The 12,845-nt window shown below is 66.8% G+C and carries 16 protein-coding genes; 9 read left to right on the plus strand and 7 right to left on the minus strand.

The window, feature by feature from the left end:
* The first annotated feature begins 47 nt into the window (after positions 1–47).
* Positions 48–440 (plus strand): VOC family protein, encoded by a 393-nt coding sequence (locus ACTIFS_RS18105; RefSeq protein WP_439575524.1) that lies wholly within the window; start codon positions 48–50, stop codon positions 438–440.
* 65 nt (positions 441–505) lie between these two features.
* On the opposite strand, the gene rpsI is transcribed toward ACTIFS_RS18105, so the two are convergent.
* The 3 genes from rpsI to ACTIFS_RS18120 all read right to left on the minus strand — a co-directional run bounded on the left by rpsI (position 506) and on the right by ACTIFS_RS18120 (position 2,354).
* Positions 506–982, minus strand: coding sequence for a 30S ribosomal protein S9 (rpsI, locus tag ACTIFS_RS18110; RefSeq protein ID WP_439575525.1), 477 nt, complete (start codon positions 980–982; stop codon positions 506–508).
* A gap of 2 nt (positions 983–984) precedes the next feature.
* Complete coding sequence (rplM, locus tag ACTIFS_RS18115; RefSeq protein ID WP_439575526.1) at positions 985–1,446, minus strand: 50S ribosomal protein L13; 462 nt, start codon at positions 1,444–1,446, stop codon at positions 985–987.
* Between the two features lie 203 nt (positions 1,447–1,649).
* The gene (locus ACTIFS_RS18120) at positions 1,650–2,354 is read right to left on the minus strand and encodes a glutathione S-transferase N-terminal domain-containing protein (RefSeq protein ID WP_439575527.1); all 705 of its coding nucleotides are present in this window, start codon (positions 2,352–2,354) and stop codon (positions 1,650–1,652) included.
* Between the two features lie 227 nt (positions 2,355–2,581).
* Between ACTIFS_RS18120 and ACTIFS_RS18125 the strand changes: the two genes are divergently transcribed.
* The gene (locus ACTIFS_RS18125; RefSeq protein ID WP_439575528.1) at positions 2,582–4,183 is read left to right on the plus strand and encodes an AMP-binding protein; all 1,602 of its coding nucleotides are present in this window, start codon (positions 2,582–2,584) and stop codon (positions 4,181–4,183) included.
* A 3-nt stretch (positions 4,184–4,186) separates the two neighbouring features.
* Here ACTIFS_RS18125 and ACTIFS_RS18130 read toward each other — a convergent pair whose 3' ends face one another.
* Complete coding sequence (locus ACTIFS_RS18130; RefSeq protein ID WP_439575529.1) at positions 4,187–4,636, minus strand: PaaI family thioesterase; 450 nt, start codon at positions 4,634–4,636, stop codon at positions 4,187–4,189.
* A 95-nt stretch (positions 4,637–4,731) separates the two neighbouring features.
* Between ACTIFS_RS18130 and ACTIFS_RS18135 the strand changes: the two genes are divergently transcribed.
* The 3 genes from ACTIFS_RS18135 (at position 4,732) to ACTIFS_RS18145 (ending at position 7,484) form a co-directional block, all read left to right on the plus strand.
* Positions 4,732–5,553, plus strand: a complete 822-nt coding sequence (locus tag ACTIFS_RS18135) for an enoyl-CoA hydratase (RefSeq protein WP_439575530.1) — start codon at positions 4,732–4,734, stop codon at positions 5,551–5,553.
* Positions 5,550–6,101, plus strand: a complete 552-nt coding sequence (locus tag ACTIFS_RS18140) for a CoA-binding protein (RefSeq protein WP_439575531.1) — start codon at positions 5,550–5,552, stop codon at positions 6,099–6,101. Before ACTIFS_RS18135 ends, ACTIFS_RS18140 begins: the two co-directional genes overlap by 4 nt.
* Before the next feature lie 99 nt (positions 6,102–6,200).
* Positions 6,201–7,484 carry an O-acetylhomoserine aminocarboxypropyltransferase gene (locus ACTIFS_RS18145; protein ID WP_439575532.1) on the plus strand — a complete coding sequence of 428 codons (1,284 nt, stop codon included), beginning with the start codon at positions 6,201–6,203 and terminating at the stop codon, positions 7,482–7,484.
* A 3-nt stretch (positions 7,485–7,487) separates the two neighbouring features.
* Here the strand turns inward: ACTIFS_RS18145 and ACTIFS_RS18150 are convergent, their stop codons facing one another.
* Entirely contained in the window at positions 7,488–8,573 is a 1,086-nt protein-coding gene (locus tag ACTIFS_RS18150) for a COX15/CtaA family protein (protein WP_439575533.1), read from the minus strand.
* A 105-nt stretch (positions 8,574–8,678) separates the two neighbouring features.
* On the opposite strand from ACTIFS_RS18150, the gene ACTIFS_RS18155 reads away from it, so the two are divergent.
* Complete coding sequence (locus ACTIFS_RS18155) at positions 8,679–8,900, plus strand: DUF2842 domain-containing protein (protein ID WP_439575534.1); 222 nt, start codon at positions 8,679–8,681, stop codon at positions 8,898–8,900.
* Positions 8,901–8,932: 32 nt separating this feature from the next.
* Positions 8,933–9,772 (plus strand): pantoate--beta-alanine ligase, encoded by an 840-nt coding sequence (gene panC / locus ACTIFS_RS18160; RefSeq protein ID WP_439575535.1) that lies wholly within the window; start codon positions 8,933–8,935, stop codon positions 9,770–9,772.
* An 85-nt stretch (positions 9,773–9,857) separates the two neighbouring features.
* Here the strand turns inward: panC and ACTIFS_RS18165 are convergent, their stop codons facing one another.
* Positions 9,858–10,313, minus strand: coding sequence for a DoxX family protein (locus ACTIFS_RS18165; protein WP_439575536.1), 456 nt, complete (start codon positions 10,311–10,313; stop codon positions 9,858–9,860).
* A 177-nt stretch (positions 10,314–10,490) separates the two neighbouring features.
* Here ACTIFS_RS18165 and ACTIFS_RS18170 point away from each other — a divergent pair, with 177 nt between their 5' ends.
* Positions 10,491–11,414, plus strand: coding sequence for a LysR family transcriptional regulator (locus tag ACTIFS_RS18170; protein WP_439575537.1), 924 nt, complete (start codon positions 10,491–10,493; stop codon positions 11,412–11,414).
* Here ACTIFS_RS18170 and ACTIFS_RS18175 read toward each other — a convergent pair.
* Entirely contained in the window at positions 11,411–11,878 is a 468-nt protein-coding gene (locus ACTIFS_RS18175; RefSeq protein WP_439575538.1) for a hypothetical protein, read from the minus strand. The two genes, ACTIFS_RS18170 and ACTIFS_RS18175, sit on opposite strands and share 4 nt — an antisense overlap.
* Positions 11,879–12,055: 177 nt before the next feature.
* On the opposite strand from ACTIFS_RS18175, the gene ACTIFS_RS18180 reads away from it, so the two are divergent.
* The gene (locus ACTIFS_RS18180) at positions 12,056–12,838 is read left to right on the plus strand and encodes an SDR family NAD(P)-dependent oxidoreductase (protein ID WP_439575539.1); all 783 of its coding nucleotides are present in this window, start codon (positions 12,056–12,058) and stop codon (positions 12,836–12,838) included.
* Positions 12,839–12,845: the final 7 nt, after the last annotated feature.

The raw sequence follows: 12,845 nt of genomic DNA on the forward strand, positions 1-12,845 counted from the left end.
CGGGGAGCCACAGTGCCCCGCCGGACCACCAGCCAAGGATGTGCCCGATGACCCGCCCACCGAGCCAGCCCGCCGATCACTCCACAGTTTCCGCCTATGTGATGACGACAGGTGCCGAGCCTCTCATCGCCTTTCTGTCGCAGGTCTTCGACGCGAGAACGGTTCTGCGGCTCGACCGCGAAGACGGCAGCGTGATGCATGCCTCTATCTGCATCGGCGATTCCACCGTGATGCTGGCCGACGGCACCGGCGACTTCCCGGCCTTCCCCGCCTGGCTCCACGTCTATGTCGCCGATGTCGATGCAACCTTCAGGCTTGCCATCGACGCGGGCGCGACGGAGGTCCAGGCTCCATCGGAAAAGGGCGACGGCGACCGGCGCGCCGGCTTTCGCGACGCTTCCGGCAATACCTGGTGGATCGCCACACCGGTCCGCCCCTGAGCCGGACGCAAAAAAGCCGGGCACGAGGCCCGGCTTTTCCGATCGACTGATACAGCCTGCGCGGATCAGCGCTTGGAGAACTGGAAGGACCGGCGGGCCTTGGCCCGGCCATACTTCTTGCGCTCGACCACGCGGCTGTCGCGGGTCAGGAAGCCTTCCTTCTTGAGCAGGCCACGCAGGTCCGGCTCGTAATAGGTCAGCGCCTTGGACAGACCGTGGCGCACCGCGCCGGCCTGGCCCGACAGACCGCCACCAGCGACGGTGACGATGACGTCGTACTGGCCATCGCGGTTGGCCATGATCAGCGGCTGCTTCAGGATCATGCGCAGCACCGGACGGGCGAAATACACGTCCAGTTCGCGCTCGTTGACGGTGATGCGGCCAGAACCCGGCTTCACCCAGACGCGGGCAACCGCGTCCTTGCGCTTGCCGGTGGCATAGGCGCGGCCCTGCTTGTCGAGCTTCTGGACGTGGCGCGGCGCCTCGACGGCGGCCGGCTTGAGGGCGGCAAGGGCCTCGAGGGAGGAAACGGTCTCGGCCATGGTCAGGCCCTCGCGTTCTTGGAGTTCAGGGCGCGGACGTCGAGGGAAACCGGCGTCTGGGCCTCGTGCGGGTGCTTTTCACCGCCATAGACACGCAGGTTCGACATCTGCTGGCGGCCCAGCGGACCGCGCGGGATCATGCGCTCGACCGCCTTCTCGACGATCCGCTCGGGAAAACGGCCATCGCGGATGGTCTTGGCGACCCGCTCCTTGATGCCGCCCGGAAAGCCGGTGTGGTGGTAGTAGGCCTTCTGGTCCCACTTGCGGCCGGTGAAGATCACCTTGTCCGCATTGATGATGATGACATTGTCGCCGCAATCGACATGGGGGGTGTAGGTGGCCTTGTGCTTGCCGCGCAGGCGCATCGCCACGATCGAGGCGAGACGGCCGACAACAAGGCCTTTCGCGTCGATCAGAACCCACTTCTTGTCGACCTCGGCGGGTTTCGCCACATAGGTCTTCATGATCGTGTCTTCCGGAAAAGAGGAAATCTGCAGCGGAGGCCGAAGACGGTCCCCGCGTCGGCATGGGCTATAGGCGAGGCCTGCTTCTGCGTCAATGGACGCATGCTTCGATTATCATCGCTATTTCAAAGGCTTACAAAAATGGTATTTCAATACCCTTGATTTGCGCCTGATTTTGCAGGGACTTGCGCCCTGCCCGCCGATCAGGGACGCTCCGGGATCGTCAGACCGCGCTGGACCGCAGGACGTGAAAGGCCGCGCTCCAGCCAGGCCGGAACCTCTTTAAGGGCGGCATAGTCGACAAGTTCGGCGGCGCCATAGAAGCCAACGAGATTGCGCACCCAGCCCAGCAGGGACATGTCCGCGATCGTGTAGTCGTCTCCCATGATCCAGTGGCGACCGGCCAGCCGGGTCTCCAGCACGCGGATCAGCCTGTGCGACTCCGCCCGATAGCGTTCGAGAGGCCGCTTGTCCTCGTAGTCGCGTCCGGCAAACTTGTGGAAGAATCCGAGCTGGCCGAACATCGGCCCGACCGCCGCCATCTGGAAAAAGACCCACTGCACGGTCTCGATCCGTCGCGCCGGATCCGCAGGGAGGAAGCGCCCGGTCTTCTCGGCCAGGTAGAGCAGGATAGCTCCGGATTCGAACAGGCCGATCGGCTGTCCGCCGGGACCATCCGGATCGATGATGGCTGGAATCTTGCCGTTCGGGTTGAGCGACAGGAACTCCCCGGTCCAGGTCTCGTTCCTGCCGATATCGATGGCGTGGGGTTCATAGGGCAGCCCGGTTTCCTCCAGCATGATCGACACTTTCACCCCGTTCGGCGTTGGCAGCGAATAGAGCTGGATGCGGTCCGGATGGGTGGCCGGCCAGCGGCGGGTGATCGGAAAGCTGGAAAGGTCGGTCATGAAGGCTCCCTGCCGGCCATGGCGGACCGGCCGTTGCGATCAGATGGGCAGGTTGTGCGCGGCAGGCAAGGCGGCCGGCCGTATCCGGCGTTCACGTCAGGGGGCTGCTGCCACGGTGCGTCAGGCCGCCTCCCCGGTTCGGACATGTTGAGCCACGGTCAACCGCTGCTAGGCTCGCGCCCAACCACGACGGCCGAAGTCGCCGCAGCCAGACATGAGGACACGCCATGCCGATGGTCGCCACGCCGCCGGGACATGTCGGGCCGTTCGCCGGTCTCGACGTGCCCTGGCTCCTGAAGCTGCGGGCCGAGACGCGCGCGGACCACCCGTTCATCGTCTGGGCGCCTTTCGAACGACCTGCGACCACCCTCACCTATCGCGCCTTCCGGGACCGCGTCGGGTCGCTCGCCGCGGGTCTGGCCCGCCGGGGCGTGAAGCCCGGCGAGTTCGTTCTGATCCATCTCGACAACTGCCTCGAGGCGATCCTTGCCTGGTATGCCTGCGTGGAACTGGGCGCGGTGGCGGTGACCACCAACACCCGCTCGGCCGGGCCGGAAGTGGCCTATTTCGCAGGCCATTGCGGGGCTGTCGCCGCCATCACCCAGCCGGCCTATGCCGACCTCGTCGCATCCAACTGCCCGGCGATCCGCTGGCTCGCGGTCACCGACAATGACAGCGGCGACCCGCCTCCGTCCCATCGCATTCCGGAACGCGCCGAGCGTTTCGAAGCGCTGTTCGCGGACCCCGCGGACCGGCCGTCCCGGCCGCACGACCCGCACTGGCCCTGCTCGGTCCAGTACACGTCCGGCACAACGGCCCGGCCGAAGGCGGTGCTCTGGACCCACGCCAATGCCCTGTGGGGCGCCAAGGTCAATGCCGACCACGAGGATCTGCGACCTGAAGACGTCCACCTCGTCCACCTGCCGCTGTTCCACACCAATGCGCTGGCCTATTCGATCCTGGCGAGCCTCTGGGTGGGGGCGACGGCCGTCGTCATGCCGCGCTTCTCGGCCAGCCGGTTCTGGCCGACCGCGCTCGCCCACCGCTGCACCTGGACGTCTGTGGTGCCGTTCTGCACCCGCGCGCTGATGGAGCGCGAGATCCCCGGGCAGCATCACTTCCGGCTCTGGGGCAATGCGATCTCGTCGCCCCCCACCGATGCGGTCTTCGGTGTGAAGACAATCGGCTGGTGGGGCATGACCGAGACCATCACCCACGGGATCATCGGCGAGATGCACCAGCCGAATATTCCGATGTCCATCGGCCGGGCCGCACCCGAATACGAGATCCGCGTGGTCAATGACGACGGCAGTGCAACCGAGGTCGGCGGCACCGGCCACCTGCTGATCCGGGGCGTGCCGGGGCTGTCGCTGTTCAAGGAATATCTGTTCAACGAGAAGGCCATGCAGGACAGCTTCGACGCGCACGGCTATTTCATCACCGGCGACCGGGTGAAGCTGCTCGAAAACGGCTATTTCCGCTTTGCCGACCGCGACAAGGACATGCTCAAGGTGGGCGGCGAGAATGTTGCCGCCTCCGAGATCGAGCAGGTCATCATGACGGTTGCCGGCGTGCGGGAAGTCGCTGTCGTGGCGCGCAAGCACCCGATGCTCGACGAGGTACCGGTCGTGTTCGTCATTCCCCAGGCGGGCCTTGCCGACGCGCCGGCAGACCTCTCCGAGGTTATTCTTGCCACCTGCCGGGCCGCGCTCGCCGACTTCAAGGTGCCGCGCGCCGTGCATCTGGTCGACGACATGCCCCGCTCGACGCTGGAAAAGATCGCCAAGGCCGAGCTCAGGAAAATGCTGGAAGCCATGCCGGCGGGCTGAGCGTCACCGCTCCGGCGGAATGGAATAGGTGCCGGTGGCATGGGCCACCAGTTCCTCGCCCTCCCCGTCCGACCAGATGGCCACCTCGCCGACGGCCAGCCGCTTGCCGAGCTTCACCAGCCTGCATTCGGCGATCAGGTCACGGGGCGCCGGCTTCTTCAGGAAGTTGACGTTGAGATTTGTGGTGACCGCCAGTCCGACCGGCCCGATGGATGCGAGGATCGCAACATAGAGGCCCGTATCGGCCAACGTCATCATGGTGGGGCCGGAGATGGTGCCCCCTGGCCGCAGCTGGCCCGGATCGTACCGGCAGCGCATGCGGGCAAAGCGGTGCGCAACGTCCTCGACGTGATACAGCTTGCCGGCGCCGAACACCTGCGGGAATTCCTGCTCAAGGAAGGCCTCCAGTTCGGCCACGGTCATTTTCGGTGGCGGGGTCGATGCATCGGCCATGAAGGATCGTCCTGCGGCCGCCGATCGGCGGCCTTGCGGCGCAGAGGTTAGCGAGCCAAGGTCGCGCCCGTCCCTCTTGCGAAAGGCGGATGGTGATGAACGCACCCTCCCTGAGACCCCAGGCCCGGCAGGCCATCCTCCTTCGCGAGGATTCCAGCGGCGTGGCGACCCTCACCATGGACGATCCGGCCAGCCGCAATTCTCTCTCGGAGGGAATGCTGGCGGCGCTGTCGGAGACATGGTCGGCAATCGCCGCAGACCGCTCCGTGCGGTCGGTCGTGCTGGCGGCGCGCGGGCCCTGTTTCTCGTCCGGGCACAACCTGAAGGAAATGACGGCCCGGCGCGCCGATGCCGACCGTGGCCGCGCCTATTTCGCCGATGTGATGGGTCGCTGCTCGGCCATGATGCAGCAGATCGTCGCCCTGCCCCAGCCGGTGATCGCCGCCGTGCAGGGGCTCGCCACGGCCGCGGGATGCCAGCTGGTCGCGACCTGCGACCTGGCCGTCGCCTCGGCCGAAGCGCGCTTCTGCACGCCGGGCGTCCATATCGGCCTGTTCTGTTCAACGCCGATGGTGGCCCTGTCGCGGAACGTCGCGCCGAAGTACGCCATGGAGATGCTGCTGCTCGGCGAACAGATCCCGGCCGACGAGGCCTTCCGGATCGGACTGCTCAACCGGGTCGTGCCGGCAGGCGCGGAACTGGCCGCGGCCCAGGCGCTCGCGGCCGCCATCGCAGCCAAATCCACCGTGACCGTGAAGACCGGCAAGCGCGCCTTCTACGCTCAGGCCGGCATGGATCTCGGCCGTGCCTATGCCCATGCGAGCGAGGTGATGGTTGAAAACATGCTCGCGCGCGACGCCGAGGAAGGTATCGGCGCGACCCTTCAGAAGCGCCAGCCGCAATGGGAAGACCGGTGAATCACGACGCCTATTCCAACGATCATATCCGCTCCATCCTGTCCTCGGTGAACACGGTGGCCATGGTCGGTGCATCGGCGAACGAGGTGCGGCCGAGCTATTTCGTCCTGAAATACCTTCTCGACCGCGGCTACCGCGTTCACCCGATCAATCCTGGGCTGGCCGGCAAGGAGATCCTGGGCCAGACCGTCTACGGCACGCTCAAGGACGTGCCCGAGCCGATCGACATGATCGACATCTTCCGCAACTCGGAGGCCGCCGGCGCCGTTGTCGACGAGGCGCTTGCCCTGGTGCCGAAGCCGAAGGTCATCTGGATGCAATTGTCCGTCCGCAACGATGCGGCCGCCGCCCGCGCCGGAGCGGAGGGTCTGCAGGTGGTGATGAACCGCTGCCCGAAGATCGAGTTGGGCCGCCTGTCCTCGGAGATTGCCTGGATGGGCGTCAACTCGCGCACCATTTCCGCCCGGCGCGCGCCGCAGTTGAAGGAAGGCAAGTTCCAGAAGCTGGGGCTCAGACAGACCTTCGGTTCCGGGAAAGCGGACGAATAGAAAATCCTGTTCGCTTGACCATGCAGCGGCCCGGTTCGTAGAAACTTATCCCCCGAAGACCGCGAAGGCCGCCGCGCGGCCCCCACAGGAGGAGACACCATGGCCGACCGCGTTCCCGGATTTTCGACCCTTGCAGTCCATGCCGGCGCCCAGCCCGACCCGACGACGGGCGCGCGGGCGACGCCTATCTACCAGACCACATCCTTCGTCTTCGACGATGTCGATCACGCGGCATCGCTGTTCGGCCTTCAAGCCTTCGGCAACATCTACACCCGCATCGGCAACCCGACCAATGCGGTGCTGGAGGAGCGTGTTGCGGCTCTCGAAGGCGGCACGGCCGCGCTCGGGGTTGCATCCGGACATGCCGCCGAATTCTTGATCATGCACGCCCTGATGCAGCCGGGCGACGAGTTCATCGCCTCGCGCAAGCTCTATGGCGGCTCGATCAACCAGTTCAACCATTCCTACAAGAACTTCGACTGGACGGTCGTCTGGGCCGACCAGGACGACGTGTCGTCCTTCGAAAAGGCGATCTCGCCGAAAACCAAGGCGATCTTCATCGAGAGCATCGCCAATCCGGCCGGCGAGATCACCGACATCGCGGCAATCTCGGCGGTGGCGAAGAAGCATGGCGTGCCGCTGGTCGTCGACAACACACTGGCGACGCCCTACCTGATCAGACCTTTCGAGCACGGTGCCGACATCATCATCCATTCGGCCACCAAGTTCCTCGGCGGCCACGGCAATTCGATTGCCGGGCTGATCGTCGATGGCGGCTCGTTCGACTGGATGAAGGGCGGCCGCTATCCGATGCTGTCCACGCCGCGCCCGGAATATGGCGGCATCGTCCTCGGCGAGACCTTCGGCAATTTCGCCTTCGCCATCGCCTGCCGCGTTCTCGGCCTGCGCGATCTCGGCCCCGCCCTCGCGCCCTTCAACGCCTTCATGGTGCTGACCGGCATCGAGACCTTGCCGCTGCGGATGGAGAGGCATTGCGCGAATGCGCTGAAGGTGGCCGAATTCCTGTCCACGCATCCGAAGATCGCCTGGGTCAGCTATCCGGGCCTTGCCTCCGACAAGGGTCATGCGCTGGCCAAGAAATATGCCCCGAAGGGGGCCGGCGCGGTCTTCACATTCGGTCTGAAGGGCGGCTACCAGGCCGGCGTCAAGCTGGTGTCGGGGGTGCAACTGTTCTCGCACCTGGCCAATGTCGGCGACACGCGCTCGCTGATCATCCACCCGGCCTCGACGACCCACCGCCAGCTCTCGGACGAGCAGAAGACGCAGGCCGGCGCCGGACCGGAGGTGGTGCGCGTATCGGTCGGCATCGAGGACGCCGCGGACATCATCGCGGATCTGGAGACGGCACTGGCGGCCGTGTAAGGCTCATTCGGCCGGCACGGGCCGGCCCAGCGGTTCGCGTCCCGCCCGCGGGGCGCGAACCAGCGCATGGACATGGGCCAGCGCATGGCCCAGCACGATCACGGCAAAGCCCTGATGCAGCAGTCCGGCCCAGAGCGGCACGACCAGCACGAGGGTGACGATGCCGATGACGGCCTGCGCGGCAATCAGCCCGAACAGCACCGCTGCGCCTTTGGCATAGGCCGTGCCGCGTGCCGCGAGCAGGTGCCAGAGCGCCAGTGCCACCAGCCCATAGGCAACCAGACGGTGGTTGAACTGCACCAGCGCCAGGGAATCAATGAAGGATTCCAGCACGGTCGGCCGGTCGAACAGGACGTTGAGCGGCGGCACCAGGGCGCCGTCCATCAACGGCCAGTCGTTGAACCGCATGCCGGCCCGGTTGCCCGCGACCAGCGCGCCGAGGGCGATCTGCGCCGAGAGGACGCCGAGAACCGCGATGGCGCCATAGCGGACCTTGTCGCTCGCAGGCTCTCGCGGTCGCTCGGGAGCCAGCCGGAGCGCCGTCCAGACCAGCAGCGCGAAGATCAGGCAGGCAAGCGTCAGGTGGAACATGAGTTTGAGAGGCGCCACCGCCACCATGCCGGGCCTGAGCCCGGACGCGACCATGATCCAGCCGACAAAGCCCTGAAGCGCCATCAGCAGGCCGATGGCGAAGGTGCCCGCGGCGAGCCGCGCCGACATCCAGCCGCGCGCGACGAAGACCAGCCAGGGCAGGAGCATGGCCGCGCCGGTCAGGCGGCCGAGGAAACGGTGTCCCCATTCCCACCAGTAGATGAACTGGAAGTCGGCGAGGCTCATGCCCCGGTTGACCGCCTCGTATTGCGGGCTCGCCCGATAGCGCGCGAACTCGTCCGCCCACTGCGCCTCCGTCAGCGGCGGCAAGGCCCCGGTCACCGGCTTCCATTCGGTGATCGAGAGGCCGGAATCGGTCAGCCGCGTCGCGCCACCCACCACCACCATGGCAAAGACCAGAACCGCCACGCCAAGCAGCCAGAACCGGATGATCCGGTTCTGGCGGGGGTCGGGGGCAAAGGCATTCGCGGCCGTCATCCGGCAGTCCTTCTGGCTGGTATAAGCGGCATACGACAGATATAGACCCCCCGGATGCCGGACAACCGGCACGAAGCCCCGGACCTGCCGAAACTCGGACCTGCCATGCATTCGCGCACCCGCAAGCTGATCGGAACCGTGCTGCTGCTCGTCTGGGTCTCGTTCTACGCTCTGCTGGTCACCGCGATCATGCACAATGCCGCGCGCCGCTTCGGGCCGGTCGGCGAGCCGCTGTTCTACGCCTTTGCGGGAATTGGCTGGATCCCGGTTGCCATGCTGGTCGTCTGGTGGATGGCAAGGCCCGACAGGGACGACGAGACGGACTGAGACCGGTCCGACGCTTCAGCAGGAAGGCCGCCATGCCCATCGTCCTGTCGACCATCGCCGCGCTGCGCGCCTTCGTTTCCGGGCGCCGCGTCAGGGGCGAGCGGGTCGCCCTCGTGCCGACCATGGGTGCGCTCCATGCCGGCCACGTCTCGCTGGTCGAGGTCGCGCGCCGCCACGCCAGCGCGACGGTCGTATCCATCTTCGTCAATCCCACCCAGTTTGCGCCGACAGAGGATTTCTCTAAATATCCCAGAACGTTCGAGGGTGATATTCGCAAATTGTCGGAAGTTGGCGTCGAGGCTGTCTACGCCCCGGATGTCGAGACCATGTATCCAGCGGGGTCGGCGACGACGGTCAGTCTGAAAGGGCCTGCGACCGCGGGTCTCGAGGACGTCACCCGCCCTTTCCATTTCGATGGGGTGGCGACCATCGTCGCCAAGCTGTTCACCCAGAGCCAGGCCGATGTCGCCCTGTTCGGCGAGAAGGACTTCCAGCAGCTCGCGGTCATCCGGCGGATGGCGGCCGATCTCGACCTGCCGGTGGAGATCGTCGGCGCGCCGACCGTGCGCGAAGCCGACGGGCTCGCCATGTCGTCGCGCAATGTCTACCTGAGCCAGGCCGAGCGGGCCAGGGCTCCTGCCCTGCACCGCATCATGCAGGAGACGGCGGCCGCCATCCGGGCCGGCGCCGGGGTGGAGGATGCGCTGTCCCCGTCCCGACAGGCGATCACCGAAGCCGGGTTCGCGCTCGACTATCTCGAGGTCCGGGGGGCCAACGACCTCGGCCCTCCGCAGCCGGGCTCGCCACGCAGGATGCTGGTGGCGGCGACGCTCGCTGCAACGCGCCTGATCGACAATATCCCGGTCGAGTGACCGCACCGCCCGAACAGGGAGAAGCCCGCCCCGAGGATCGGGACGGGCCTTTCGGATGCGATAGTGAAAGCCGTGGGTGCAGCCCTCAGGCGGCGCGGACCGTCGGCGCCGGACCGGCCTGCCAGAACATCAGCGGGCGCGCCCGCAGGGCAAAGGCGCCCTCGCCGGCCAGCGCATGGGCGATCGAGGCGACGATCAGGAAGGCGGGATATTCCCAGCCGCCATTCGGCGCCGAGAAGAGCCAGCCATTCGGCACATGGACCAGCATGGCGGCGGCCATGACCGGCAGAAGCAGAACGGACACCTGCCGGCCGTAGATGCCGAGCAGGATCAGAACGCCGCCGATCACCTCGGCCGCGATGATCGGACCGGCCAGAGCCGCGGGGTAGCCGAGCGAGCCGAGAAAGCCGGCAAAGCCTGCAATTCCGAAGACAAAGACCTTCAGCAGGCCGTGCGCGATCCACATGGTGCCGAGGGCGGCACGCAGGGCAAAGAGACCATAGGGAGCGGTGCGGGAATCGACGGAGGCAGAGGCGGTCATGGGAACGATCCTTCGGGTCAAGGGCGAGGGTGACCGGAGAGATCGGCTTTTTGAAAAGACCGTCGGCTACCGGTGACGGAGACACATTTGGCGCCCCTCCCCACGCAAGTAAATTGACGTCGCCGCAAAGATTTGCTTGCATCGTCGCAAGCGACCGATCGGCGGAACGGAGCGACGATGAGCCAGACCCTGGTCTCCTGGGATGATTACCGGACGGTGCTCGCCGTCTCGAAGGCCCGGTCGCTGGCCGGTGCGGCCGACCTGCTCGGCGTCAACCAGTCAACGGTGTTCCGCCGCCTCGGCGCGATGGAGGACCGGCTCGGTGCCCGCCTGTTCGAGCGCAGCCGCACGGGCTATGCCCTGACGGCCGCCGGCGAGGAGATGGTGGGGCTCGCCGAGCGGATGTCCGAGGACATCGTCGATTTCGAGCGGCGCCTGACCGGGCAGGATCTGCGGCCGCAGGGCGAGCTCCGGGTCACGACCAACGATACACTGGTCGTCCACCTGCTCACCCCGATCTTCGCCTCGTTCCGAAAGCGCTACCCGGAGATCGCGCTCGACGTGGTCATCGGAAACCAGTCGCTGAACCTGTCGAAACGCGATGCGGATGTCGCGATACGCGCTACCGGCAGTCCGCCCGAGACGCTGGTCGGCCGCCGGCTCGCGACCATTCCATGGTCGGTCTATGCGGCCGAAAGCCTCGGGCTCGAACGCCTGGATCCGGTCGACTACCGCAGCCACAGCTGGATCGGGCTGGGCGACAATCTGGCAGGCCTGAAGCCGGGCCGGTGGCTGACCCAGAATGTGGGAGAGGATCGGATCGGCTGGAAGATCAACACCGTGCTGGGGCTTGCCGAAGCCGTGGCGGAGGGCGCCGGCATCGGCCTTCTGCCCTGCTTCATCGCCCACACGTTCCCGAACCTCGTCCGGCTCGCCGATCCCTCGGAGGAGTTCGAGGGCGCGCTCTGGCTGCTCACCCACCCGGACCTGCGCAACACGGCGCGGGTGCGCGTGTTCATGGATCACGTCGGCACGGAAGTGACCAAGCGGCGCGCCTTCATTGAGGGCCGTGCCGGTGCCGGCGCCAGCGGAGCTGCCTAAAGTCGGCGGCCCTGTTCCGGCTCCGTCTCGCGGATCAGCCCGAGAAGCCGCCGCCAGACGCGCTCGGCGATGGAAAGGGCGCGGTCGACCTCGGCATCGGAGGGAAGTTGCTGTCGCTGCTCGGGAGCCGGGCGCACAAGCGCCGACCCGCCGCCGCGCCGCAGCGTCTCGTTCTCGGCCTTCAGCCGCTCGACTTCCTCGGTGAGCGCAGTCCGGTCATCCGGCACCAGGCGGCAGGCGAAGTTGCCACTCTGGCGGGCGCAGATCGACATCTGGCCGCTGCGCGTGTCCATGCGCAGCAGACCCTCCGGACTGTCGCGCAGAATGAAGCGGCCGGTGGCGGCGTCCCGCTCGGATGGCGCGGCAGCTGCCCCGGCCGGCTGGGCCTGCAATGACGAGGCCGGCAGGACCATTGCGGCCAGGCCAAGAGCGAGCGGAACGGACAGCAGCGCGGTACGGGTCATGGCGACCTCCCTACGAAGTCGCGCGATCATAGCGGCCATCATGTCGCGACAATGGCCGCCCGATGAACGCCAGCTGTCAATGCCGACGATCCGCCTCTCCCGCACGGACGATTTGACACCCGGTGCCGACGGCAGGCCCCCTGTCCCTTCCCCGATTGCCCCCTTTGAGGACATGCCATGACCGCCCTTTTCGATCTGTCCGGCCGCGTCGCCGTCGTCACCGGCGGCAATGGCGGCATCGGCCTCGGCATGGCCGAGGCGCTGGCCGCCGCCGGCTGTGCGGTGTCGGTCTGGGGCCGGAACGCCGCCAAGAACGAGGAGGCGGCCAGCCGGCTCGCGGGTCTTGGCGGAAAGGTCGAAGCGCGGATCTGCGATATCACCGACCGTGCCTCGATCGAGGCGACCTTCGCGGCGACGCTGACAGCCCTCGGCCGGGTCGACGGCATGATTGCCAATGCCGGCATCACGGGCGCCAGCAAGGGGCCGTTCATCAACCGGACCGTGGAGGATTATCGCCGGGTGATGACCGCAAATGTCGAGGGCGTCATGCACTGCTTTCAGGTGGCGGCGCTGCATATGATGGACCGGGCGAAGGCGGGCGACGCCTATGGCCGGCTGATCGCCACATCCTCGGTCGCCTCCGTCGAGGGCGCTGCGTTCAACGAGCACTATGGCGCGTCCAAGGGCGCCGTGAACGCGATGGTCCGGGCGCTCGCGGTCGAACTTGCCCGCTATGGCGTCACCGCCAACACGATCCTGCCCGGCTGGATCGAGACCGACATGACGGCCGGCACCTTCGCCAACGAGAAGTTCGTCGGCGCGGTCATGCCACGCATCCCGGCGCGCCGCTTCGGCACGCCGGCCGATTTCGGCGGCATCACGGTCTATCTGATGAGCCGCGCCTCGGCCTATCACACCGGCCAGACGCTGGTGGTCGACGGCGGCTACACCGTATTCTGAAGCCGGT

Origin of the sequence: Phreatobacter sp., from assembly GCF_051860605.1 — a bacterium.
Taxonomy (GTDB): Bacteria; Pseudomonadota; Alphaproteobacteria; order Rhizobiales; family Phreatobacteraceae; genus Phreatobacter.

Bases quoted from the DNA above. Each gene is read 5' to 3' on its own strand.
- ACTIFS_RS18105 (WP_439575524.1), top strand. From the start codon at position 48: ATGACCCGCCCACCGAGCCAGCCCGCCGATCACTCCACAGTTTCCGCC.
- rpsI (WP_439575525.1), bottom strand. From the start codon at position 982: ATGGCCGAGACCGTTTCCTCCCTCGAGGCCCTTGCCGCCCTCAAGCCG.
- rplM (WP_439575526.1), bottom strand. From the start codon at position 1,446: ATGAAGACCTATGTGGCGAAACCCGCCGAGGTCGACAAGAAGTGGGTT.
- ACTIFS_RS18120 (WP_439575527.1), bottom strand. From the start codon at position 2,354: ATGACCGACCTTTCCAGCTTTCCGATCACCCGCCGCTGGCCGGCCACC.
- ACTIFS_RS18125 (WP_439575528.1), top strand. From the start codon at position 2,582: ATGCCGATGGTCGCCACGCCGCCGGGACATGTCGGGCCGTTCGCCGGT.
- ACTIFS_RS18130 (WP_439575529.1), bottom strand. From the start codon at position 4,636: ATGGCCGATGCATCGACCCCGCCACCGAAAATGACCGTGGCCGAACTG.
- ACTIFS_RS18135 (WP_439575530.1), top strand. From the start codon at position 4,732: ATGAACGCACCCTCCCTGAGACCCCAGGCCCGGCAGGCCATCCTCCTT.
- ACTIFS_RS18145 (WP_439575532.1), top strand. From the start codon at position 6,201: ATGGCCGACCGCGTTCCCGGATTTTCGACCCTTGCAGTCCATGCCGGC.
- ACTIFS_RS18150 (WP_439575533.1), bottom strand. From the start codon at position 8,573: ATGACGGCCGCGAATGCCTTTGCCCCCGACCCCCGCCAGAACCGGATC.
- ACTIFS_RS18155 (WP_439575534.1), top strand. From the start codon at position 8,679: ATGCATTCGCGCACCCGCAAGCTGATCGGAACCGTGCTGCTGCTCGTC.
- panC (WP_439575535.1), top strand. From the start codon at position 8,933: ATGCCCATCGTCCTGTCGACCATCGCCGCGCTGCGCGCCTTCGTTTCC.
- ACTIFS_RS18165 (WP_439575536.1), bottom strand. From the start codon at position 10,313: ATGACCGCCTCTGCCTCCGTCGATTCCCGCACCGCTCCCTATGGTCTC.
- ACTIFS_RS18170 (WP_439575537.1), top strand. From the start codon at position 10,491: ATGAGCCAGACCCTGGTCTCCTGGGATGATTACCGGACGGTGCTCGCC.
- ACTIFS_RS18175 (WP_439575538.1), bottom strand. From the start codon at position 11,878: ATGACCCGTACCGCGCTGCTGTCCGTTCCGCTCGCTCTTGGCCTGGCC.
- ACTIFS_RS18180 (WP_439575539.1), top strand. From the start codon at position 12,056: ATGACCGCCCTTTTCGATCTGTCCGGCCGCGTCGCCGTCGTCACCGGC.